This window comes from Arthrobacter sp. KUASC02 (assembly GCF_059739395.1).
The window spans coordinates 1,123,776-1,145,184 of sequence record NZ_AP046053.1; the positions used below are offsets into that span (position 1 = coordinate 1,123,776).

The 21,409-nt window shown below is 66.7% G+C and carries 22 protein-coding genes; 15 read left to right on the plus strand and 7 right to left on the minus strand.

The window, feature by feature from the left end; translation table 11 throughout:
- Positions 1 to 8: 8 nt before the first annotated feature.
- Positions 9 to 1,049, minus strand: a complete 1,041-nt coding sequence (locus tag AC6JAC_RS05150) for a LacI family DNA-binding transcriptional regulator (protein WP_028269974.1) — start codon at positions 1,047 to 1,049, stop codon at positions 9 to 11.
- 224 nt (positions 1,050 to 1,273) lie between these two features.
- On the opposite strand from AC6JAC_RS05150, the gene AC6JAC_RS05155 reads away from it, so the two are divergent.
- The 8 genes from AC6JAC_RS05155 to AC6JAC_RS05190 all read left to right on the plus strand — a co-directional run bounded on the left by AC6JAC_RS05155 (position 1,274) and on the right by AC6JAC_RS05190 (position 9,641).
- Positions 1,274 to 1,630 carry an L-rhamnose mutarotase gene (locus tag AC6JAC_RS05155; protein ID WP_028269975.1) on the plus strand — a complete coding sequence of 119 codons (357 nt, stop codon included), beginning with the start codon at positions 1,274 to 1,276 and terminating at the stop codon, positions 1,628 to 1,630.
- Positions 1,631 to 1,709: 79 nt separating this feature from the next.
- The gene (rhaI, locus tag AC6JAC_RS05160) at positions 1,710 to 2,876 is read left to right on the plus strand and encodes an L-rhamnose isomerase (RefSeq protein ID WP_347898182.1); all 1,167 of its coding nucleotides are present in this window, start codon (positions 1,710 to 1,712) and stop codon (positions 2,874 to 2,876) included.
- A 4-nt stretch (positions 2,877 to 2,880) separates the two neighbouring features.
- On the plus strand, positions 2,881 to 4,923 hold the full coding sequence (locus AC6JAC_RS05165; RefSeq protein WP_497963692.1) for a bifunctional aldolase/short-chain dehydrogenase: 2,043 nt from the start codon (positions 2,881 to 2,883) through the stop codon (positions 4,921 to 4,923).
- Complete coding sequence (locus AC6JAC_RS05170; protein ID WP_497963694.1) at positions 4,920 to 6,437, plus strand: rhamnulokinase; 1,518 nt, start codon at positions 4,920 to 4,922, stop codon at positions 6,435 to 6,437. The genes AC6JAC_RS05165 and AC6JAC_RS05170 overlap by 4 nt, the downstream gene beginning before the upstream one ends.
- A 48-nt stretch (positions 6,438 to 6,485) precedes the next feature.
- Positions 6,486 to 7,496, plus strand: coding sequence for an acetylxylan esterase (locus AC6JAC_RS05175; RefSeq protein WP_497963696.1), 1,011 nt, complete (start codon positions 6,486 to 6,488; stop codon positions 7,494 to 7,496).
- A 355-nt stretch (positions 7,497 to 7,851) separates the two neighbouring features.
- Positions 7,852 to 8,976, plus strand: a complete 1,125-nt coding sequence (locus AC6JAC_RS05180) for a 3-deoxy-7-phosphoheptulonate synthase (protein WP_497963698.1) — start codon at positions 7,852 to 7,854, stop codon at positions 8,974 to 8,976.
- A 168-nt stretch (positions 8,977 to 9,144) separates the two neighbouring features.
- The gene (locus tag AC6JAC_RS05185; protein WP_028269980.1) at positions 9,145 to 9,357 is read left to right on the plus strand and encodes a helix-turn-helix domain-containing protein; all 213 of its coding nucleotides are present in this window, start codon (positions 9,145 to 9,147) and stop codon (positions 9,355 to 9,357) included.
- Positions 9,358 to 9,542: 185 nt separating this feature from the next.
- The gene (locus AC6JAC_RS05190; RefSeq protein ID WP_003792170.1) at positions 9,543 to 9,641 is read left to right on the plus strand and encodes a 30S ribosomal protein bS22; all 99 of its coding nucleotides are present in this window, start codon (positions 9,543 to 9,545) and stop codon (positions 9,639 to 9,641) included.
- Between the two features lie 229 nt (positions 9,642 to 9,870).
- Here AC6JAC_RS05190 and AC6JAC_RS05195 read toward each other — a convergent pair whose 3' ends face one another.
- Positions 9,871 to 10,689: an HAD family hydrolase gene (locus AC6JAC_RS05195; protein ID WP_028269981.1), complete on the minus strand. Its 819-nt coding sequence runs from the start codon at positions 10,687 to 10,689 to the stop codon at positions 9,871 to 9,873.
- Between the two features lie 125 nt (positions 10,690 to 10,814).
- On the opposite strand from AC6JAC_RS05195, the gene AC6JAC_RS05200 reads away from it, so the two are divergent.
- Together AC6JAC_RS05200 and AC6JAC_RS05205 are read left to right on the plus strand one after the other, a co-directional pair.
- On the plus strand, positions 10,815 to 11,069 hold the full coding sequence (locus AC6JAC_RS05200) for a glutaredoxin family protein (RefSeq protein WP_043483637.1): 255 nt from the start codon (positions 10,815 to 10,817) through the stop codon (positions 11,067 to 11,069).
- A gap of 78 nt (positions 11,070 to 11,147) precedes the next feature.
- Positions 11,148 to 11,843 (plus strand): redox-sensing transcriptional repressor Rex, encoded by a 696-nt coding sequence (locus AC6JAC_RS05205; protein ID WP_028269983.1) that lies wholly within the window; start codon positions 11,148 to 11,150, stop codon positions 11,841 to 11,843.
- Positions 11,844 to 11,867: 24 nt separating this feature from the next.
- Here AC6JAC_RS05205 and AC6JAC_RS05210 read toward each other — a convergent pair whose 3' ends face one another.
- From AC6JAC_RS05210 to AC6JAC_RS05220, 3 genes are all read right to left on the minus strand, one after another.
- Positions 11,868 to 12,593 carry a hypothetical protein gene (locus tag AC6JAC_RS05210; RefSeq protein ID WP_497963701.1) on the minus strand — a complete coding sequence of 242 codons (726 nt, stop codon included), beginning with the start codon at positions 12,591 to 12,593 and terminating at the stop codon, positions 11,868 to 11,870.
- Between the two features lie 283 nt (positions 12,594 to 12,876).
- Positions 12,877 to 13,695 (minus strand): hypothetical protein, encoded by an 819-nt coding sequence (locus AC6JAC_RS05215; RefSeq protein WP_454699285.1) that lies wholly within the window; start codon positions 13,693 to 13,695, stop codon positions 12,877 to 12,879.
- 229 nt (positions 13,696 to 13,924) lie between these two features.
- Positions 13,925 to 14,473 carry a YceI family protein gene (locus AC6JAC_RS05220; RefSeq protein WP_028269986.1) on the minus strand — a complete coding sequence of 183 codons (549 nt, stop codon included), beginning with the start codon at positions 14,471 to 14,473 and terminating at the stop codon, positions 13,925 to 13,927.
- A gap of 221 nt (positions 14,474 to 14,694) precedes the next feature.
- Here AC6JAC_RS05220 and AC6JAC_RS05225 point away from each other — a divergent pair, with 221 nt between their 5' ends.
- Genes AC6JAC_RS05225 through ccsB form a run of 5 tightly spaced genes read left to right on the plus strand, consistent with a single transcriptional unit; the run spans position 14,695 to position 19,698 of the window.
- The gene (locus tag AC6JAC_RS05225) at positions 14,695 to 15,360 is read left to right on the plus strand and encodes a histidine phosphatase family protein (protein ID WP_028269987.1); all 666 of its coding nucleotides are present in this window, start codon (positions 14,695 to 14,697) and stop codon (positions 15,358 to 15,360) included.
- Positions 15,361 to 15,362: 2 nt separating this feature from the next.
- Positions 15,363 to 16,010, plus strand: coding sequence for a TlpA family protein disulfide reductase (locus AC6JAC_RS05230; RefSeq protein WP_497963704.1), 648 nt, complete (start codon positions 15,363 to 15,365; stop codon positions 16,008 to 16,010).
- Positions 16,011 to 16,025: 15 nt separating this feature from the next.
- Positions 16,026 to 16,781: a cytochrome c biogenesis CcdA family protein gene (locus tag AC6JAC_RS05235; RefSeq protein WP_497963706.1), complete on the plus strand. Its 756-nt coding sequence runs from the start codon at positions 16,026 to 16,028 to the stop codon at positions 16,779 to 16,781.
- The gene (resB, locus tag AC6JAC_RS05240) at positions 16,781 to 18,583 is read left to right on the plus strand and encodes a cytochrome c biogenesis protein ResB (RefSeq protein WP_497963708.1); all 1,803 of its coding nucleotides are present in this window, start codon (positions 16,781 to 16,783) and stop codon (positions 18,581 to 18,583) included. The genes AC6JAC_RS05235 and resB overlap by 1 nt, the downstream gene beginning before the upstream one ends.
- Complete coding sequence (gene ccsB, locus AC6JAC_RS05245; protein ID WP_028269991.1) at positions 18,583 to 19,698, plus strand: c-type cytochrome biogenesis protein CcsB; 1,116 nt, start codon at positions 18,583 to 18,585, stop codon at positions 19,696 to 19,698. Before resB ends, ccsB begins: the two co-directional genes overlap by 1 nt.
- 78 nt (positions 19,699 to 19,776) lie before the next feature.
- Here ccsB and AC6JAC_RS05250 read toward each other — a convergent pair whose 3' ends face one another.
- Both AC6JAC_RS05250 and AC6JAC_RS05255 read right to left on the minus strand, forming a co-directional pair.
- On the minus strand, positions 19,777 to 20,973 hold the full coding sequence (locus AC6JAC_RS05250) for an MFS transporter (protein ID WP_497963710.1): 1,197 nt from the start codon (positions 20,971 to 20,973) through the stop codon (positions 19,777 to 19,779).
- A gap of 1 nt (position 20,974) precedes the next feature.
- Positions 20,975 to 21,409 (minus strand): arsenate-mycothiol transferase ArsC, encoded by a 435-nt coding sequence (locus tag AC6JAC_RS05255; protein ID WP_497963712.1) that lies wholly within the window; start codon positions 21,407 to 21,409, stop codon positions 20,975 to 20,977.

The following is a 21,409-nucleotide window of genomic DNA, read 5'->3' on the forward strand; positions in this document are numbered from 1 at the left end:
GGCGGCGTCTAGTCCGGGGTGGCGGCACCCGCCGTGCTTTGCCGCACCACCAGTTGGGGGGTGAAGATCACGGCGCGGTGGTGCGGCCGTGACGAGGCGGACCCCATGGCGTCCACTTCCTCGGCCAGCAGCTCGATGGCGGTCCGGCCCAGTGCTTCCGTGGGCTGGCGGATCGAGGAGAGCGGCACCACGGCGGACACGGCGAAGTCGATGTCGTCGTAGCCGATCAGGGCGATGTCTTCCGGAATCCGCAGCGTGTGCAGCATGGTGAGGGACTGCATCACGCCCAGTGCGAGCAGGTCATTGGCGCAGAACACTCCGTCCGGAAGTTCGCCGGCGCTGCGGCGGACCAGCCGGTCGCCCACGCCGCGGCCCGCCAGGACCGTTTGCCCGGCGGAATCCAGCACTTCCAGGGAGGCGTCCGGGACCTCGGCAACGGCGCGTTGCGCCCCCTGGAGGCGGTCCGCCACCTGGCGTATCGACGTCGGGCCTCCCACAAAGGCCAGCCGACGGCGGCCGGTGTCCAGCAGGTGCCGCGCCGCAAGGTAACCGCCGGCGTCGTCGTCAACGGAAACGGAACTGTACCTGGACTCGTCGGCCAGCCGGTCCACCAGGACGGTGGGCACGCCGCGTTCGCGCAGCTGGTCGAGGCGTTCGGTGACATCGCCCACCGGCGAGATGAGCAGGCCCTGGACCCGCTGCTCCTGGAAGAGGTCGATGTAGTTCGACTCGCGGCTCGCATCGTGCCCGCTGTCTCCGAGCAGGACTGCGCTGCCCTGCAGGGCGGCGGCGTCCTCGGCGGCGCGGACCACGGACGTGAAGAACGGGTTGCCGACGTCGAGCACAATCAGGCCGATGGTGCGGCTGTGCCCGGCCCGGAGCTGGCGGGCCGCGTCGTTGCGGACGAACCCGAGCTCGTCGATGGCCTGCAGAACCCGGTCCTTGGTCCGCTGCGACACCCGGTCGGGGTAGTTCAGGACATTGGACACCGTGCCCACCGCTACGCGGGCATGGTTCGCAACATCCTTGATGCTGGCTGACCGTGACATGTTTCTCCAAGCTCTCTCGTGCGGGGCGGCGTGTGTAAACGCCCGGATCACACCCCCGCGCCAATTGTCCTTGCCCGGGGCGCGTTCCCTTGCGAGCGAAACGGCCTTCCCGGAGAAAGGGTTTTCGTCCAATGACAATTGCTTGACACCTACTCGACTTCAAGAGTACTTTGAATCGTAACAATGAAACGATTCAAAGAATCCGAATTTCAGGAGAGCCGCAGATGAGGGTGTGTTTCCGCTCCTCGGTCCAACCCGGACTGATCGATGAGTACAAGCGCAGGCACGCCGCCGTCTGGCCGGAGATGCTGAAGGCACTCCAGGATGCGGGCTGGCACAACTATTCGCTGTTCCTGGGCACTGACGGGCTGCTGGTGGGCTACGTGGAATGCGACGACTTCGACGCCGTGAGGGCGCGGATGGCGCTCACCGACGTCAATGCCCGCTGGCAGGCGGAGATGGCCACTCTTTTTGACAACCCGGACAACACGGACCAGGCCCCCGACGAAGGGTTCCTGGTCCTCGAAGAAGTCTTCAATCTAGACGATCAGCTTGCGGCGGCGGAGTCCGCGGCACGCTGAGTCACCCAAGGCTCCAGCAGCGGGGCCGCAGCACCACCACCCCATACCGCAGCAACACAAGAGACCGGAAATAACCAACATGAATGACGTAGCAACGGCGCTGGGCAGGCTGGAAGAGCTTGCCATCGAAGTCCCCTCCTGGGCCTATGGCAACTCGGGCACCCGCTTCAAGGTGTTCGGCACACCGGGCACCCCGCGGACCGTGCAGGAGAAGATCGCGGACGCCGCGAAGGTGCACGAGCTGACGGGCCTGGCTCCCACCGTTGCACTGCACATTCCGTGGGACAAGGTGGATGACTACGCCGCCCTGCGTGAGTACGCGGCGGGCCTGGGCGTGGGCCTTGGCACCATCAACTCGAACACGTTCCAGGATGACGAGTACAAGTTCGGTTCCCTGACGTCCTCGAACGATGCAGTGCGCCGGCGCGCCATCGACCACCACCTCGAGTGCCTGGAGATCATGCATGCCACGGGCTCGAGCGATCTGAAGATCTGGCTGGCGGACGGCACCAACTACCCGGGCCAGGACGACATGCGGGGCAGACAGGACCGGCTCGCCGAGTCGCTGCAGGAGATCTACGCCGCCCTGGGCGAGGACCAGCGCCTGGTGCTGGAGTACAAGTTCTTCGAACCGGCTTTTTACCACACCGATGTTCCGGACTGGGGCACGTCCTACGCGCAGACCCTGGCGCTGGGGGAGAAGGCGTTTGTCTGCCTGGACACCGGCCACCACGCGCCGGGCACCAACATCGAGTTCATCGTCATGCAGCTGCTCCGCCTGGGCAAGCTGGGTTCCTTTGACTTCAACTCGCGCTTCTACGCGGATGACGACCTGATCGTCGGTGCGGCGGACCCGTTCCAGCTGTTCCGGATCATGCACGAGGTGATCCGCGGCGGCGGGTTCGGGAAAGAGTCCGGCGTGGCGCTCATGCTGGACCAGTGCCACAACCTGGAAGAGAAGATCCCGGGCCAGATCCGCTCCGTGCTCAACGTCCAGGAAATGACCGCGCGTGCCCTGCTGATCGACACCGCCGCGTTGGGCGAAGCCCAGCGTGCCGGCGATGTCCTGGCCGCCAACGCGGTGTTCAACGACGCCTTCTACACCGACGTCCGGCCCGTCCTGGCCGACTGGCGTGAATCCCGCGGCCTGCCCGCGGACCCGCTGGCAGCCTTCAAAGCCAGCGGCTACCAGAAACAGATCAACGAAGACCGCGTGGGCGGTCACCAGGCCGGATGGGGCGCATAAGAGCATGAGCAGCACGAACAAGACTGTTGAAGACCTGATTGCCCGTTCCAACCGCGTGGGTGCGGACAAGCGGAACACCAACTTCGCCGGCGGCAACACCTCCGCGAAGGGCACGGAGAAGGACCCGGTCACGGGCGAGGACGTCCAGCTGCTCTGGGTGAAAGGCTCCGGCGGGGACCTCGGAACCCTCAAAGCCGAAAACCTGGCCGTGCTCCGCCTGGACCGGCTGAACGCCCTGAAGAATGTCTACCCCGGGGTGGACCGCGAAGACGAAATGGTGGCCGCTTTTGATTACTGCCTGCACGGCAAGGGCGGCGCTGCGCCGTCGATCGACACCGCGATGCACGGGCTGGTGGACGCCGCGCACGTGGACCACCTGCACCCGGATTCCGGCATCGCGATCGCCACGGCCGTGGACGGGGAGGCACTGACCACCAAGATCTTCGGTGACAAGGTGGTCTGGGTTCCCTGGCGCCGCCCCGGTTTCCAGCTGGGCCTCGACATCGCCGCGATCAAGGACGCCAACCCGCAGGCCGTCGGCACCATCCTGGGCGGCCACGGCATCACCGCCTGGGGCGCCACGTCCGAAGAGGCCGAGGCCAACTCGCTCTGGATCATCGACCAGGCCGAGTCTTACATCAAAGAAAACGGCCGCACGCAGCCGTTCGGCCCCAAGCTCCCCGGCTACGGTGCCCTCCCGGAGGCGGAGCGCCGTGCCAAGGCCGCCGCGCTGGCGCCGGTGATCCGCGGGCTGGCGTCCACGGACAAACCGCAGCTGGGGCACTTCAGTGATGACGCCGTCGTCCTTGATTTCCTGGAAGCCGCCGAACACCCCCGGCTCGGTGCCCTGGGCACGTCCTGCCCGGACCACTTCCTGCGCACCAAGGTCAAGCCGCTGATCCTGGACCTGCCCGCCGACGCCTCGATCGAGGACTCGATTGCCCGGCTGCAGGAGCTCCACGCGGACTACCGCGAGGACTACCAGGCCTACTACAGCCGGCACGCAACCCCGGAGAGCCCCGCCCTGCGCGGTGCGGACCCGGCCATCGTGCTGGTCCCGGGCGTGGGCATGTTCTCCTTCGGCGCGAACAAGCAGACCGCCCGCGTCGCCGGGGAGTTCTACCTCAACGCGATCAACGTGATGCGCGGCGCCGAGGCGATCTCCACCTACGCCCCGATCGAGGAATCCGAGAAGTTCCGGATCGAATACTGGGCACTGGAAGAAGCCAAGCTCGCGCGGCTGCCCAAGCCCAAGTCCCACGCCACCCGCATCGCCCTGGTGACCGGCGCGGCGTCGGGCATCGGCAAGGCCATCGCCACCCGCCTCGCCGCGGAAGGCGCCTGCGTCGTGATTGCCGACCTGAACCTGGAGAACGCGCAGGCCGTCGCCGCCGAACTCGGCGGACCGGACGTGGCCATCGGCGTGCAGGCCGACGTCACCAACGAAGCCCAGATCGCCGCGGCCATCCAGGATGCGGTGCTGGCATTCGGCGGCGTGGACCTGGTGGTCAACAACGCCGGGCTGTCCATCTCCAAGCCGCTGCTGGAAACCACCGAGAAGGACTGGGACCTGCAGCACAACGTCATGGCCAAGGGCTCCTTCCTGGTGGCCAAGGCCGCAGCGAAGGTCATGATCGATCAGGACATGGGCGGGGACATCATCTACATCTCCTCGAAGAACTCCGTGTTCGCCGGCCCGAACAACATCGCCTACTCCGCGACCAAGGCAGACCAGGCCCACCAGGTCCGGCTCCTCGCGGCTGAACTGGGCGAATACGGCATCCGCGTCAACGGCATCAACCCCGACGGCGTGGTCCGCGGCTCCGGGATCTTCGCCGGCGGCTGGGGCGCCAAACGCGCCGCGGTGTACGGGGTGGACGAGCAGGAACTGGGCAAGTACTACGCCCAGCGCACCCTGCTCAAGCGCGAGGTCCTGCCCGAGCACGTGGCCAACGCCGCCGCCGTGCTCACCAGCGCCGAACTGTCCCACACCACCGGCCTCCACATCCCCGTGGACGCCGGCGTGGCCGCAGCCTTCCTGCGATGAGCAGCACCCCAACACCCGGTGTCGACGGCGGCGTGGTCGCCGGCAGTGTATTCGCCGCTGTCGATATCGGCGCCTCCTCGGGCCGGGTCATCCTCGGCCGGGTGGCACCCGGCGTTGCCGGTGGTGAAGGCAAAGCGTCGCTGGAAACGGTCCACCGCTTTCCGAACGGTGTGGTGGAGTCCGACGGCGGCCTGCGCTGGGATTTCGACGCACTGTTCGCCGAGGTGCTCACGGGGCTCGCTGCCGCGGCCCGCGTTGCCGCCGAGCGCGGCGAAACGATCAGCAGCATCGGGATCGACACGTGGGCGGTGGACTACGGGCTGGTGGACGCTGCCGGGAACCTCATCGCGCAGCCGTTCAGCTATCGCGATGACCGCAGCCGCGCCGCCGTCGCCCGCGTCCACCAAAAACTGGACCCGGCCCGGCTCTACGCCACCACAGGCCTGCAGTTCCTGCAGTTCAACACCCTCTACCAGCTGGCAACCGAAAAGGACCTGGACGGGCTGCAGGCCCTGCTCATCCCGGACCTGATCGCCTTCCTGCTCACCGGAGAGCGCCGCACCGAAGCCACCAACGCCTCCACCACCGGCCTCTTCGACGCTGTTGCGGGGGAGTGGGCCACCGAGTTCCTGGCCGCCCTGGGCCTGCCGAAGAAGCTGTTCCCGCCGCTGATCCAGCCCGGCGAATCAGTCGGCACCCTGCTGCCCGGCATCGCCGCCCGGACCGGCCTGGCCGAGGTCACGAAAGTAGTGGCCGTCGGCTCGCATGACACCGCATCCGCCGTCGCCGCCGTCCCGGCCGAACACGGGAACTTCGCCTACATCTCCTCGGGAACCTGGTCGCTTGTCGGGGTCGAGCTGAAGAAGCCCGTGCTCACCGAGGCGAGCCGGCAGGCGAACTTCACCAACGAACGCGGCGTGGACGGCACCATCCGGTATCTCCGCAACGTCGGCGGGCTCTGGCTGCTCAGCGAATGCCAGCGCGCGTGGGCGCAGCAGGGTTACACGGCCACGCTGGCGGACCTGCTGGCCGGCGCCGCGGCGCTGCCGTTGGGCGGACCCCAGATCAACGCGGACGATCCCTACTTCATCGCCCCGGACAACATGCCCGAACGGATCCGCGCGGCCGTCCGCAACACCGGCTCGGTCCTTACGGACAGCCCCGCCGCGATCACCCGCTGCATCCTGGACAGCCTCGCTGCCGGGTACGCCCGGACCATCGCCGACGCCGAACGCCTCGCCGACGTGCGCGTCGACGTGGTGCACATTGTCGGCGGCGGCTCGCAGAACCGGCTCCTGTGCCAGCTCACTGCCGACGCCACCGGAAAACGCGTCATCGCCGGACCGGTCGAGGCCACCGCACTGGGCAACGTGCTGGTCCAGGCCCGGGCGGCAGGCGTGGTGTCGGGCGGCCTCGGCGAGCTGCGGGCCCTGGTGCGTGGCTCCCAGCCGTTGGAAAGCTTCCCGGCTGCGCAACGTGGCGTCGTGACGGTTGAATCCGCCGTGTCCGCCTGAGAAGATGCAACATCCTACGTATTGGCCGCTTCATAGAACCGGAATTCCATGCCACTTTTCGACCTACCGCTTGAGCAGCTCCGAAACTACACCTCCGGCGTCACCGCGCCGGTGGATCTCGATGCCTTCTGGGACCGCACCGTCAGCGAAGCCCGGGCATACCCGCTGGGCGCTGTGTTCGAGCCCGTGGACAACTACCTCACGGTAGTAGACACGTTCGATGTCACGTTCGCGGGATTCGGCGGTTCCCCGGTGAAGGGCTGGCTGCACCTGCCGGCGAACCGCCCGGCGGACGAGCCGCTTCCCGTCGTGGTGCAGTATGCGGGCTATTCCGGCGGACGCGGGCTGTCCAACCAGGACACCAAGTGGGCGCAGGCGGGCTACGCGCACTTCATCATGGACACGCGCGGGCAGGGCTACGGCGGACTCCTGGGGCACACCGCAGACCCGCACCCATCCGCCGGGGACGTGGCGCATGCAGGGCTGATGACCCGCGGCGCCGGAAGCCGTGAGGATTACTACTACCGCCGGGTCTATGTGGATGCCTTCCGCGCGGTGGAAGCGGCGCAGGCGCATCCCGCCGTCGACGCCTCCCGGGTTGTGGTTGCGGGTGTCAGCCAGGGCGGCGGCATCACCATTGCCGTGGCCGGGCTTGCGGCCGGAAGGCTCGACGGCGTCGTCGCCGCGCTGCCGGACGTGCCGTTCCTGCAGGACTTCCCCCGCGCCATCGACATCACGCCCCGCGGACCCTATCCGGAAATCGCAGCCTTCCTGGCCCGCCACCGTGACCGGTACGAGTCGGTCCTCGCCGTGCTGAACTACTTCGACGGCGTCAACCTGGGCCGGGCGGCCACGGTGCCGGCGCTGTTCTCGGCCGCGCAGGCGGACGACATCTGCCCGCCGTCGACCGTTTTTGCCAGCTTCAACGCCTACGGAACGGGCGCTGGCAGCGGGGCGCCGGCCAAGGACATCGAGGTGTACCGGTTCAACAACCATGAGGGCGGCCAGGAGCACCAGTGGAACCGCCAGCTGGAGTACCTGCGCAAGCTGCTGGGGTAGCGCTTCCCTCCCAACTAGGTAGCAGCAGATGTCGTTTTGGCGGCTCAAAACGACACCTGCTGCTACCTAGTTGGGCCGGGCTAGTTGGGCCGGGCGAGAGGGGTGCGGTGTGTTGCGCGGAGTTTTGTGACGCCCCGGTTTGCGGCCGGTTGCTTCCGGGGTTATGGTCTTGGCTATGACTAACCGTTGGTATGCGTATTTTTCGTTGGCTCTGGAGGGGCCCGCGTCTAACTGACACGCATCCAACTTTCCTTCAGAGCCAACAGGGCAGAGATCATTCTCTGCCCTTCGCCATTTCTCCGGCGGGTTCTGATCTGGGCCCGCTCCGCACCTTCCGGAACAGGACCCCGCACCCATGAGCACCACAGCAGCCACCGAAACACAGCCTTCCAAGTCCACCTCAAACCTGCGCGTCAGCGAATTCCAGGCGCTTCCGTCACCCCAGGACATGATCGCGGAACTTCCGCTGGACGCCCGGGTTGCTGACGTCGTCGAACGCGGCCGGGATGAAGTCCGGGCCATCATGGACGGCGTGGACGACCGCCTGCTGGTGATCGTGGGCCCCTGCTCCATCCATGACCCCAAAGCCGGCCTGGAATACGCCCGCAGGCTGGTGAGCCAGGCCGAGAAGCACAAGGAAGACCTGCTGATCGTGATGCGGACCTACTTCGAGAAGCCCCGCACCACGGTGGGCTGGAAGGGCCTCATCAACGATCCGCACCTGGACGGCAGCCACGACATCGCCACCGGCCTGCGGGCAGCCCGCCGGTTCCTGAAGCAGGTCACCTCGCTGGGCCTCCCCACGGCCACGGAATTCCTGGAACCCATCAGCCCGCAGTACATGGCCGACCTCGTGTCCTGGGGCGCCATCGGTGCGCGCACCACGGAAAGCCAGATCCACCGCCAGCTGGCGTCAGGGCTGTCGATGCCCATCGGGTTCAAGAACGGGACCGACGGCGACCTCCAGGTTGCGGTGGATGCCTGCAGCGCCTCAGCGGCCTCCCAGGCGTTCCTGGGGATCGACGGCGACGGCCGGGCGGCGCTGGTGGCCACGGCCGGCAACCCGGACACCCACGTGATCCTCCGCGGCGGCCGCAAGGGCCCCAACTACTCCGCGGCCGACGTCGAAGCCGCGTCCGCCAAGCTGGCGGCCAAGCAGCTCAACCCCAGGCTCATTGTGGACGCCAGCCACGCCAACAGCGGCAAGAGCCACCACCGCCAGGCCGAGGTGGCCCTGGAAATCGGCGCCCAGCTGGAAGACGGCGGAGCGGCAGCCGCGGCGATTGCCGGCGTCATGCTGGAGAGCTTCCTGGTGGGCGGCGCGCAGAACCTCGACGTGGCCGAGCACGCCGCAGGCACCGACGAACTGGTCTACGGCCAGAGCGTGACGGATGCCTGCATGGAGTGGGATGTCACGGCGTCGGTACTGGGCCAGCTGGCATCGTCGGCCCGCAAGCGCCGCGGCGCCGGCCAGGGCTGAAAGTCCCTGGCGGTTCAGCGAAACTGGTTACTGAAAATGACTTTCACAATGGCACCATCAGCCACTAGAGTAACTAGCACAGGGTAGGTTGATGGCTCAGCATCGGCACACCGCAATGGGGTTTCAATGGGGTTGCCTTTATCAGCTGTTAACAAAGGAATAAGGGAAATGTCCGCAGAGTCGAACTTCTCGAACGCTCAGTTCCTGACTGTGGCCGAAGTGGCCGAGCTCATGCGCGTTTCCAAAATGACCGTGTACCGCCTTGTTCATTCCGGAGAGATGCCGGCCGTCCGGTTCGGCCGCTCCTTCCGGGTGCCCGAGACCGCCGTCGAACAGTACGTCAAAGGTGCTGTCGTGGAAGGCCAAACGGACACCGCCTAACCTCCGCAGCGGCCGCAACCAAGGGGTGCGGTCTGGCGGGCGGTCAGTGGGAGCGCCGGATAAGCGGTACCCTGTTAGGGAACGTTTTTCGTTATTGTAAGAATCTGTTTGTTGTTTAGTCTGTTGCCTAGTCCACGGACCTCTTCCATCAGACAGGTACTCCATCTAGTTTGTAAGGAACTTTCGTGGGTTCAGTTATTAAGAAGCGTCGCAAGCGTATGGCCAAGAAGAAGCACCGCAAGTTGCTTCGTAAGACCCGCCACCAGCGCCGTAACAAGAAGTAGAGATACTTCCTACAGCGTGAGATGCCCGTTGCCTTTGGCAGCGGGCATTTTTCTTTGCTTGGTTCCCCGGCAACAGCGCTTCGCCGTCGCTTAGACACGCCCGAAAGGCGCTCCGACGGTCGCTGGGCGACCTGTGTCGCGCGTTCGGTCGCGATGCGCTCCTACGCGAAGCACTGTGGCCGATTGAGGCTCCGGAAGCTCAGCGGGCAGGCCACTCGTGTGGTGAGAGTTAAACCGTGGGTCCGCGGAAGCGGGTGAAACCCCGCCAGAGGCCGTAGGCGGCGCCGCCGACAGTCGCGGCTTTCAGCCCGAGCGTTGCGGCGCGGCGCCCGGAGCGGAAGTCGTACACCGGCCAGTTGTTGTCCCGGGCGTGGCGGCGGAGCCGGGCGTCGGGATTGATGGCCACGGGATGGCCCACCATGCTCAGCAGCGGAATGTCATTGTGTGAGTCGCTGTAGGCCCAGCAGCGCTTGAGGTCCAGGTCCTCGGCGTCCGCGATGCCCTGGACGGCCACGGCCTTGGCCTGGCCGTGCAGGATGTCGCCCACCAGCCGGCCGGTGTAGGCCCCGTCCATGACTTCACCGACGGTTCCCAGGGCGCCGGTCAGGCCCAGCCGGGTGGAAATCACGGTGGCCACCTCGATGGGGGTCGCCGTCACCAGCCACACCATGCGCCCCACCCGGAGGTGCTGCTGGGCCAGGGCTTTGGTGCCGGGCCAGATCCTGGACTCAATCATTTCGTCGAAGACTTCTTCGCCGAGGGCTTTGATGTCCTCCACGGTGATGCCGGCTGCAAGGGTCAGGGCCGAGTCCCGGACCGCGTGGACGTCATCCATGTTCTCGCCGCGGAGAATGAACTTGAACTGCTTCCACGCCATGCCTGCTGCCTGCGGCAGGGTGAAGGCGCCGCGCTGGTGCATTTTTCGGGCCACGTGGAAGAGGCTGGCGCCCTTCATGAGCGTGTTGTCGACGTCGAAGAAGGCGGCCTCGCCGTGCTGCAGCGCACCGGCCGGCTGCCGGACTACGGCGACATACTTCTCCTCGGGCATGACTTGAGTCTAGTCAATGGTCGAGTCCGCGCTGTCGCGGCCTCGCAGACGAGTCCATGCTGATGGGTGCACACAGATGCGCGCCCCCGTCGCAGCGGGGCGGCAGCCCGGGCTACGGTTAAGGCATGGCAAAACCCGACGTCGTCCTGATCACCAAAGCTGACTGCCACCTCTGCGAGGCGGCGCGCGACGCCGTCGGACGGGTCACAGCGGCACTGGGACTTGAGTGGACGGAACAACTGGTGGACAACCAGCCGGAGCTGCGCGAGCGTTACGCCGAAGAGATCCCCGTTGTCCTGGTGGACGGTATCCAGCGGGACTTCTGGAAGATCGACGAAACCCGCCTCGAGCGGATACTACGCCAGGCTGTGGCCAAATAGCCGCGACGACTTCTGCTTTGTTGGCAGCGCGGAGGGGGCTCTAGAGTGGACTCACAACGCGACGCAATGGAGCAGATAGTGACTTCGCTGGATTCATCCCCCGAGGCTGTCCACGGGGATAGCGGAACTGCGGCCAAGCAGATTCCGCCCGCGGCCGTGGCCCGGCTGACCATCTATTTGCGCGCCCTCACCACCATGCTGGCCGAAGGGATCGAACGCGTCTCGTCCGAGTCCCTGGCCGAAGCCTCCGGCGTCAGCTCGTCCACCCTCCGCAAGGACCTCTCGCACGTCGGGTCCTACGGCACCCGCGGTGTCGGCTACGAAGTGCAGTACCTCAGCCGCAACATCTCGGCCGCACTCGGGCTCACCCGGGACTGGAAAGTGGCAATCGTGGGCGCCGGTAACCTCGGCAAGGCCCTGGCGCGGTACGGCGGCTTCGAATCACGGGGCTTCGACGTCGTGGCCATTTTTGACGCCGACCAGATGGTGGTGGGCAACGAGGTGGGCTGGCTGCGCGTCAGCGACGTCGCGGACCTGGAGCCTGTCCTCCAGCGGACCGGTGCCAACATGGTGGTGCTCGCCCTGCCGGCCGCCGTGGCCCAGGGTGTGTGTGACCGCGTCATCGCCGCCGGCGTGCGAAGCATCCTCAGTTTTGCGCCCGTGATGCTCCAGGTGCCGCCGGGCGTGAACCTGCGCAAGGTGGACATGGCCACCGAGCTGCAGATCCTGGCCTACCACGCCCAGCGGATCCAGAACCCCGACGACGGCGAGTAATCCCGCCGTCGAGAAGTGCCGCCGCTAGCGCCCGTAGGGGTAGCCCGGCTGCCCGTACGGGCCGGCGTACGGCTGGTACTTCCGGAAGTACGGCGCCGACCCGGGCAGGTACAGGAGCACGATCGCCGCGGCCCCGGCCAGGATGGACGGCGTCCCGAGTCCCATCTGCAGAACGCCCAGCAGGGAGAAGGCCGCGAAAATGGTACCCAGGACACGGGCCCAGTTGCGGCCCTTCCGGACGTTGAATGCCACCAGCGCGTACAGCAGCACGCCGACGGCGGCAATCAGCACCACCATTCCCACAATGACGCCCTTCACGGCCTCGAAATCCACGTCCGCTCCGCTGGTTGCCAGCCTGGCATCGAACTGGCTGCGCATGGCGGGGTCGTCAATGGAACCTATCGAGAGGAACACTGAGCCCACCCAAAGCGCGCAGGCGACGATCAGCAGCCAGAACGAGAGGTTGACCAGCGGGGGAGCGGCGGTGCCCGAGCTTCCCTGCTGCGGCAGTTCGGAGGGGTAGGCGAAGTACTGCGGCTTCCCGGACTGCTGCGGCTGCGCATACTGCGCCTGGCCGAACTGCTGCTGGGGCTGGCCGTACTGGGGCGCCTGGCCGTACTGCGGGGCCTGCGCGTACTGCGGCGGATGCGCAAAGGCGGACGGACCCTGCCCGTACTGCGGTGCCGGCTGGCCGTAGGAACCGCCGCTTGGATCGCTGGGATACGACGGCGGGACGGGCGGAGTGCTCATTAGTGATCCTTTGTGAGTCGGTTACTCAGTAATAGACACCGGGATCAGCCACCTCACCTGCCCCCAGCGTGATTTTGGTAACACGGTACCGTGCGGAAGGGCATTCTGGGCATAGTTTGCGGCTCAATTTCCGCTCAAGAGCTTGCCGGCCAAACGCAGAGGGCGCGGACTCCGGAGGCCCGCGACTGATTTCGCCGGTGCCTTCCAAAGTCCACGCCCTCCGGCTGTGGAACTGTGGTGCTGTGGAACTGTGATGCTGTTGAACGTGGTGCTGCGGGGTGAGTTAGCGTCCGTAGGGGTTGCCCGGCTGGGCGTACGGGCCGCCGAACGGCTGCTGCTTCTGGAAGTACGGCGCTGATGCCGGCAGGTAGAGCATCACAATGGCTGCGATCCCGAGCAGTACCGCGATGGAGCCGACGCTGAGCGGAAGCAGGCTGAAGATCGAGAGTGCGGCAAATACGGTGCCCAGGATGCGCGCCCAGTTCTTGCCCTTGCGCACGTTGAAGGCGACCAGGGCGTAGAGCCCGGCACCGATCAGGCCCATCACAACCATGGTTCCGATGACCACGCCCTTGATTGATTCAAAATCGATGTCTGCGCCGCCTGCCCGCATCTGCTCCTCGAAGGTGCTCCGCATGGCGGGATCATCCAGCGCGGGAATGGCGACCAGCAGGGAGATGAGCCAGAGGGCGCCCGCAGCAATGATCATCCAGAACGCGTTGTTGACCATCTTCGGAACCCCGGCGGCTCCGGGACCCTGCGGCTGTTCGGACGGGTACTGGGCATAGGGGGACTGGCCGTACTGCTGCGGCGCCTGGCCGAACGGCTGCTGGCCGTACTGGGGAGCGGCCGGGGGCTGCTGTCCGTACTGGGGCTGTCCGTACTGCGGAGCGGCCGGTGGCTGCTGTCCGTACTGGGGTGCGTTCTGGCCGTACTGGGGAGCGCCCGGCGGCGTGTTTTGGCCGTACTGCGGAGCGGCCGGGGGCTGCTGTCCGTACTGGGGTGCGGCAGGTGACTGCGGCGCGTTCTGCCCGTACTGGGGAGCGTCGGGGCCAGGCTTGCCGTTCTCGGGTTCGTTCGGGGTGGCTGGAGGCGTGCTCATAGTTGGTCCTTCGCGGGTCGACTACTGACAAAACGGGTACCGGGATCAGTGACGGTTCCCCTGCCCCCAGCATGGTTTGGTTCCACCGTACCCCGCTGCGGTGGCCCGATGGATCATTCCGCAGAGGTATTCTGGCCGGCCCGGTTCAGCAGCCGGATTAAGCACAGCACCCCGCTCCGTCTCGGGGACGGAGCGGGGTGCTGTTGGTGCAGAACTACGAAGCGAAGAACTAGGCTGCCGGAGCGATGAACGCGAGCTCAAGGTTGATGGCAACCTTGTCGCTGACCAGCACGCCGCCGGCTTCGAGGACGGCGTTCCAGGTCAGGCCGAAGTCCTTGCGGCTGATGGTGGTTTCGGCGGTGAGGCCGGCGCGGGTGTTGCCGAACGGATCCACAGCCACCCCGTGGAGCTCGGTTTCGAGCGCCACCGGGCGGGTGACGCCCTTGATGGTGAGATCGCCCTGGAGCTCGTAGGCGTCGCCCTTGGGAACGATCGCGTTGGAGACGAAGGAGATTTCCGGGAACTTCTCGACGTCGAAGAAATCTTCGCCGCGGACGTGGCCGTCGCGGTTGACGTCGCCCGAGTCAAAGCTGGCGGTCTGGATGGTGGCGTTGACCTTGGAGTCGGCAACGTCCTGGGCGAGGTCCAGCGTGGCTGCGGCGTCGGTGAACTGGCCGCGGACCTTGCTGATGCCTGCGTGGCGCACCGTGAAGCCGATTTCGCTGTGCGAGTTGTCGAGGGTCCAGGTGCCGGTGGTGATGTTGGCGGGCAGTGCCATGGTGTTGCTCCTTGTGATCTGTGATGGAAGTTCTCTTGCGGAAGGACATCTGATCGCCAGCCGAAACTTCTTTGCTTGAAGTCTCAACTAACTGCTTCACCCAGTATAAACATGCATATGCATCTTTTATTCCAACTCCGGGGAACATTTCTCCAAACTTCTCAGTTCTACTTCCTGTAGAAGATTTCAGATCACCCGACATCTTTGAGAAACTGGTAAACATGCCCCAAGCCACTGTTCATCTCCTTCGCCATGGCGAGGTCCACAATCCGGACGGAATCCTCTACGGACGGCTGCCGGAATTCCACCTCTCCGAACTCGGGCAGCAGATGGCCAAGACGCTCGCCGTGCACTTCAGCGACCGCGTGGCCGACGGGGCGAACATTGTGCATCTCGTGGCCTCGCCGCTGACCCGCGCCCAGGAAACGGCCCTGCCCATCTCCGAAGCGCTGAACCTTGAAATCCACACCGAGGCGCGCATCATCGAGGCCGGCAACCACTTCGAAGGGCTCCGGGTCAACAAGGCCGAGCTCCTCAAGCCCAAGCACTGGCCGCACCTGCGCAACCCGTTCATCCCGTCCTGGGGTGAGCCCTACAAAGCCCAGGCCGCACGCGTCATCGCCGCAGTCCAGGACGCGCGCCTCCGTGCCATCGAGCTGGGCGGAGACCACGCGGAAGCCATCCTGGTCAGCCACCAGCTCCCCATCTGGTCCACCCGGCTGAGCGCCGAGGGCAAGCCCCTCTGGCACGATCCGCGCAAGCGCGAATGCACCCTCACGTCCATCACGTCGCTGGTTTTCGACGACGACGGCACCCTCCTGCGCGTGGAATACAGCGAGCCCGCTGCCGCACTCCTGCCCGGCGCCTCGAACACCCCGGGAGCCTGAGCGTGTCCCGATTCAAGTTCACCGCGGCGGCCGGCGCCCGCGACGTGACCACCGCAGCCTCCCGCCGCAGTGTGCTGGCCGCCGGCGGCCTGGGGCTGGCCGCGCTCACGCTGGGGCTTTCCGCGTGTGCCCAGGAAGACGCCCTGGCCAAGCAGGCCAAGGCCGGGGACAACAAGAACTACGTTGCCGGTGACGGGTCTGTGACCGAGTTCGCTGCTGCCGACCGCAAATCCGCCGTCAGCATCAAGGGAACCCTCTTTGACGGCACCACCGTGGAGCCGGCGGACTTCGTCGGAAAAGTCACCGTGCTCAACTTCTGGTTCGCTGCCTGTGCGCCGTGCCGCGTCGAAGCGCCGTCGCTCGAGGCCCTTCACCAGGAGTTCAAGCCGCAGGGAGTGCAGTTCTACGGCGTCAACCTCCGCGATGAAAAGGCCGCAGCCGAGGCGTTCGACAAGACGTTCAACCTGACCTACCCGAGCTTCCACGACAAGGACGGCGGCGTGCTCCTGGCCGTGTCCGGGCTGGTTCCTCCGGGTGCCGTGCCCACCACGCTGGTGCTCGACAAGCAGGGCCGGGTGGCCTCCCGTGTCCTCGGGGAAATCCAAAAGGGCACGCTCAAGGCCCTCATCGCCGCCGCCGTGGCAGAGTAACGGCGGCGCCCCCACGTGAACAGCTCCTTCGCCGAAGCCATCCTGAACGGTTCCCTGCTGCTTGCCATCCCGGTGGCTCTGCTCGCCGGATTCGTGTCCTTCCTCTCACCGTGCGTCCTGCCCCTGGTGCCGGGATACCTGGGCTATGTGACCGGGCTGACCGGCGTGGACCTGGAGAAGCAGAAGCGCGGCCGCATGCTGGCCGGAATCGGCCTGTTCGTGCTCGGCTTCTCGGTGATTTTCGTCCTGCTCGGCGGGGCGTTCGGCCAGCTGGGTTCGATGATCAGCGGCGGCCAGAATGCCTGGATCACCCAGGTGCTGGGTGTTCTGGTGATCATCATGGGCGTCGTGTTCATGGGCGGTTTCAGCTGGCTGCAGCGGGATGCCAAAATCCATGCCAAGCCGCCGGCCGGACTGTGGGGCGCGCCGTTGCTGGGGATCACCTTCGGCCTCGGATGGGCTCCGTGCATCGGGCCCACCTACTCCGCCGTCCAGCTGCTGAGCATGTCCGGCGGGTCCTCGGCCGCCAAGGGCGCGTTCCTGGCCTTCGTCTATAGCCTCGGGCTGGGCATCCCGTTCCTGCTGATTGCCCTGGCCGTGCGCCGGGGCGTCGGCGTGATGTCCTTCTTCCGCAAGCACCGGCTCGCCATCCAGCGGATCGGCGGGGGAATCCTGGTGGTCCTCGGCCTGCTGATGGCCAGCGGTGTGTGGGGGGCTTGGGTGTCCGGGCTGCAGTACTGGTTCCAAACCGATGTGAAATTGCCGATCTGATGAGCGAGCGAGTGAACGAAAAGAAGAAGCCTGCACCCGCAGACAATGCTGCAGCGAACCCCGTGGCCAAGGCCAAGGCGGAAGCCGCCATGCCGGCCCTGGGGTTCACCGGCATGCTGCGCTGGGCCTGGACCCAGCTGACCAGCATGCGCACCGCGTTGTTCCTGCTCCTGCTGCTGGCCGTTGCGGCCGTGCCCGGATCGCTGTTCCCGCAGCGCCCCGCGAACCCCTCAATCGTCACCCAGTACATTGCGGACCACCCGGACTACGGCAAGATCCTGGACTCGCTCCAGCTCTACGACGTGTACTCCTCCGCGTGGTTCTCCGCCATCTACATCCTGCTGTTCATCTCCCTGATCGGCTGCGTGGTTCCCCGCGCGATCGCCCACTACAAGGCGATGCGCTCCCAGCCCCCGCGCACCCCGGCCAGGCTCTCCCGCCTGCCCGAGTACGGCACGCTGGTGATCCCCGCGGACGCCGGGATCCCGGCGTCGGCCGCTATTGCGGACGCTGCCGCGAAGCTGAAGAAACGCGGTTACCGCGTTGATGTCAGGGACGACGACGGCGCGCGGCCCTCTTTGGGGGCCGAGCGCGGCTTCCTGAAGGAAGTGGGAAACCTGGTGTTCCACACGTCGCTGATCGGCGTGCTGGTCTCCGTGGCGGCCGGCGGCCTGTTCGGGTACAGCGGGCAGCGGATCCTGGTGGAGGGCGACACGTTCGTAAACACCCTGGTGGGCTACGACCAGTTCACCCCGGGCACCAACTTCCAGAGCAGCCAGCTCCAGCCCTACTCCATCCAGCTGGATAAGTTCCAGATCACCTTCGACCGTGAATCGAAAGGCAAGTTCGGCCAGCCCATCGACTTCAAGGCGGACGTGACCACCCGGGAAACACCGGATGCGCCGGCCGAGAAGCAGGTGCTGAAGGTTAACGACCCCGTCAGCCTGGGCGGCACCAGCATCTACCTCACCGGCAACGGCTACGCCCCCGTAGTGACCATCCGCGACGGCGCCGGCAACGTCGCCATGCAGGGGCCGGTGGTGGCCAAGCTGCAGGGGGACAACTACTACTCCTCCGTGGTCATCAAGGTCCCGGACGCCAAGCCGGACCAGCTCGGGTTCGCCGGGTTCTTCCTGCCCACCGCCTTCGTCACCGAGGAAGGCGTGTCCTTCAGCGGGGACCCGGAGCTGATCAACCCGCAGCTCACGCTGAACTCGTACTTCGGCGACCTCGGACTAAACGCGGGCTCCCCGCAGAACGTCTTCGAGCTCGACGTGAAGAAGCTGACGCCGCTCAACGCCCGGAACCTCGACGCCGGCGGCATCACCCTGGCGCCCGGGACCACGTATACGCTCCCGGACGGCAAGGGAACCATCAGCTTCGACGGCGTGAAGCGCTACATCGGCGTGGACATCCACCACAACCCGGGCCAGCTCTACGCCCTGATCTTCGCCCTTCTGGCGGTGGCCGGACTGGTGACCTCCCTGTACGTGAACCGCCGGCGCGTCTGGGTCCGCACGGGTACGCACCCGGACGGCCGCACCATGGTGGAGTACGGTCTCCTGGCCCGCGGCGAAGACCACCGCCTGGCGGCGGAGGCGGAGATTATCCGCGGACTGCTGACGGAGGAATGGGGCCTGGACTCACGGACGGCTTCACAGACAGCTCCCAGCGGGCCGGAGGATAATGGCCCCGCGGAGAGTGTCCCCAGCGGTGCCTCCGGGGATGCCGCCACGGAATCCCGCCCGGAAGACTTTATCCAGTCAACAGCCGGCTCATCCGAGTCGAAGAAGGACCAGTAATGCTCGCCATCAACGAAACCATGGGCCAGTACAGCGAGCTCTTTATGCTGCTGGCCGCCGGAACGTACACGGTTGCCTTTATCGCCTTCGCCTGGGACCTGGCCAAGAGCAGCAAGGCCCTCCTCGCCGTGGACCTCAAAGCTGCGGCCGCAGCCGAGGCGTCCGCGGCAGCGACGTCCAAAGTTCCGGTGGGTGCCGGCGTCGGCGCCGGCGCCGCCGTTGACCGCGCCGATTCGGACGTCAGCGGGCCGGCAGGCCGCGCCGAGCGGCCGTCGTCGGCCACCGGACGCGCCTCCAATGGTGCCGTGGCAGGCGCCGGGCAGACGGCCGACGCCGGCATGCGCTACGCCGCCGAACGCCGCGTTCCCGCCCGCGTTGCTGTTGCCCTGACCGTGCTGGGCGCCGTGATCCACGGAGCCGGCGTGGTCACCCGCGCCTTCGGTGCGGGCCGGGTGCCGTGGGGCAACATGTACGAGTTCCTCACCACCGGCGCCTTCGTGGCCGTCGCTGTCTTCCTGCTGGTCCTGATCCGGCGCGACCTGCGGTTCCTGGGCACCTTCGTGGTCGGCCTGGCGATCATCATGCTCGTGGCCGCCTCCGTGGCCTACTGGACCCCCGTGGGGCACCTGGTGCCGGCGCTGCAGAGCTACTGGCTGGTGATCCACGTGTCCATCGCGGTGCTGTCCTCGGCACTGTTCACGCTGACGTTCGCCATGTCCGCGTTGCAGCTGGTGCAGGCGCACCGGCAAAAGACCATCGCGTCCGGCGGCGCGGACAAGCTGGGCTTCATGCGCCTGGTGCCTTCGGCGCTGAGCCTGGAAAACCTGTCCTACCGCATCAACGCCATCGCCTTCGTCGGCTGGACCTTCACCCTCATGTTCGGCGCCATCTGGGCCGAGAAAGCCTGGGGCCGCTTCTGGGGCTGGGACACCAAGGAAGTCTGGACGTTCGTGATCTGGGTGGTTTACGCCGGCTACCTGCACGCCCGCGCCACGCGCGGCTGGACCGGCACCCGGGCCGCGTGGCTGTCGATTGTGGGCTACCTCTGCGTGGTCTTCAACTTCACCATCGTGAACCAGTTCTTCAACGGCCTGCACTCCTACTCGGGTCTGTAGCCAGGCCGCCGGCCCGGACGACCGGCCCCGGACTCGACTACTGCGCCGGACTATTCGCGCCGGAGTATCTGTGCCGGACTATCCGCGCCGGGATGCCAGGACGGCCATGAGGGCAGCAGCCGCTGCGACGCCGGCCATGGCGTAGGTCATGCCCGTGTAGGAACCGAGCCAAACCGCCGCCGCCGGGCCGGCAGCGGGGGCGACGGCGGTGACTGCTGTGAGCGGTGCGGCGAAGGTCCCCTGCAAGGTGCCGAGGTTCCGCGCTCCCCACCGGTCGGCGACGACAGTGGCCTGCAGCAGGGTGTGGCAGCCGCGGACAGCGCCGGCCAGGCTGCCCGCTGCGATCAGGGCAGGCAGGGGTCCCGGCAGGACGGCAAGCAGCAGGACCGCGCCGGCGGCAGTGCCGGTGATGGCAGGCAGCCGCGTCCGGACCGGAATGAAGCCGAAGAGCAGCCGGCCTCCGACCTGGCCTGCGCCCACGAGCCCGAGTCCTAGCGCGGCTACGGCGTAGCTGGCGCCCTTTTCCATCAGCAGGGGAATGATATTCAGGGTCACGGCGTAGAGGCCGAGGCACAGCAACGCCATCAGGCCCTGCAGCCGGAGGAATTCAGGGCTGCGGCGGAGGGCGCGCACGCCATTCCGGTCCAGGGCTCCCGTGCCCCGTCGAGGGTCAGCATTCCAGGTTTTGTTGAGATAGCGGGCGTGCAGCGGCACAGTGATCAGTCCCAGCAGCCCGGCCAGGACCAGGAAGGCCGCCCGCCAGCCGATGTTGCTGCACAGAGCGGCCGTGAGCGGAGCGAAGATGGTGGAGGCGAACCCGGCTGCGAGGGTCAGGATGGTCAGTGGCCGGACCCGCCCGGCGCCGTACCAGCGGGTGATCACGGTGAAGGCCGGCTGGTACAGGACCGCTGCCTGCGCCGTGCCGGCCAGCAGCCAGGCAGCGGCGAACAGCGGCAGGACGGGTGCCAGGGCCACCAGGGCCAGGGCGGCGACCCCGACTAGCGAGCCGCCGATCATCAGGGTGCGGGGGCCGGTGCTGTCCAGGGCGCGGCCGACGAGGATGCCGGCGCCGGCGGATACGAGGAGCCCGGCCGAAAACGCTCCGATGACCAGCGCCGGCTCCCAGCCGGTGTCCTCCGTGAGCGGCAGGACGGCGGCTGGCAGGGCGTAGTAGAGGATGCCCCAGCCGGTGGTCTGGGTGATGCACAGGGCGGCAAGGCCGCCGCGGGGTGCACCTTCCGCCACCAGGGCCGGGGCGTCGGCCGGGGCGGGCATGCTAGTCCCCGGTCAGCTCCGCATACAGCTTCCGGACGCGGGCATTGATGTCGTCCCGGACCAGGCGCATGCGTTCCATGCCTTCGATGCCGCGCTCGGAAGGTTCGTCCGTTTGCCAGACCTCGAACCGGGTGCCTTCGCGGGGTTCGAGTTTTGCTTCGGTGCCAAGGACGATGACGGCGTCCACGGCAGCCAGGACTTCATCGGTGACCGGTTTGGGGTGTTCGCCGGTGATGTCGATCCCGAGTTCGGCCAGCGACTCCACGGACTGCGGGTTCAGTGACTTCCCCGGTTTGGTGCCGGCGGAGTAGACGGCGACGCTCCCGCCGGCCAGCTGTTTCATCAGTCCGGCGGCGAGCTGGGACTTGCCCCCGTTCTTGCTGCAGACGAAGAGGACCGCCGGGGTCTTTGGTGTGCTGCTGGGTTCCTGGGTCAT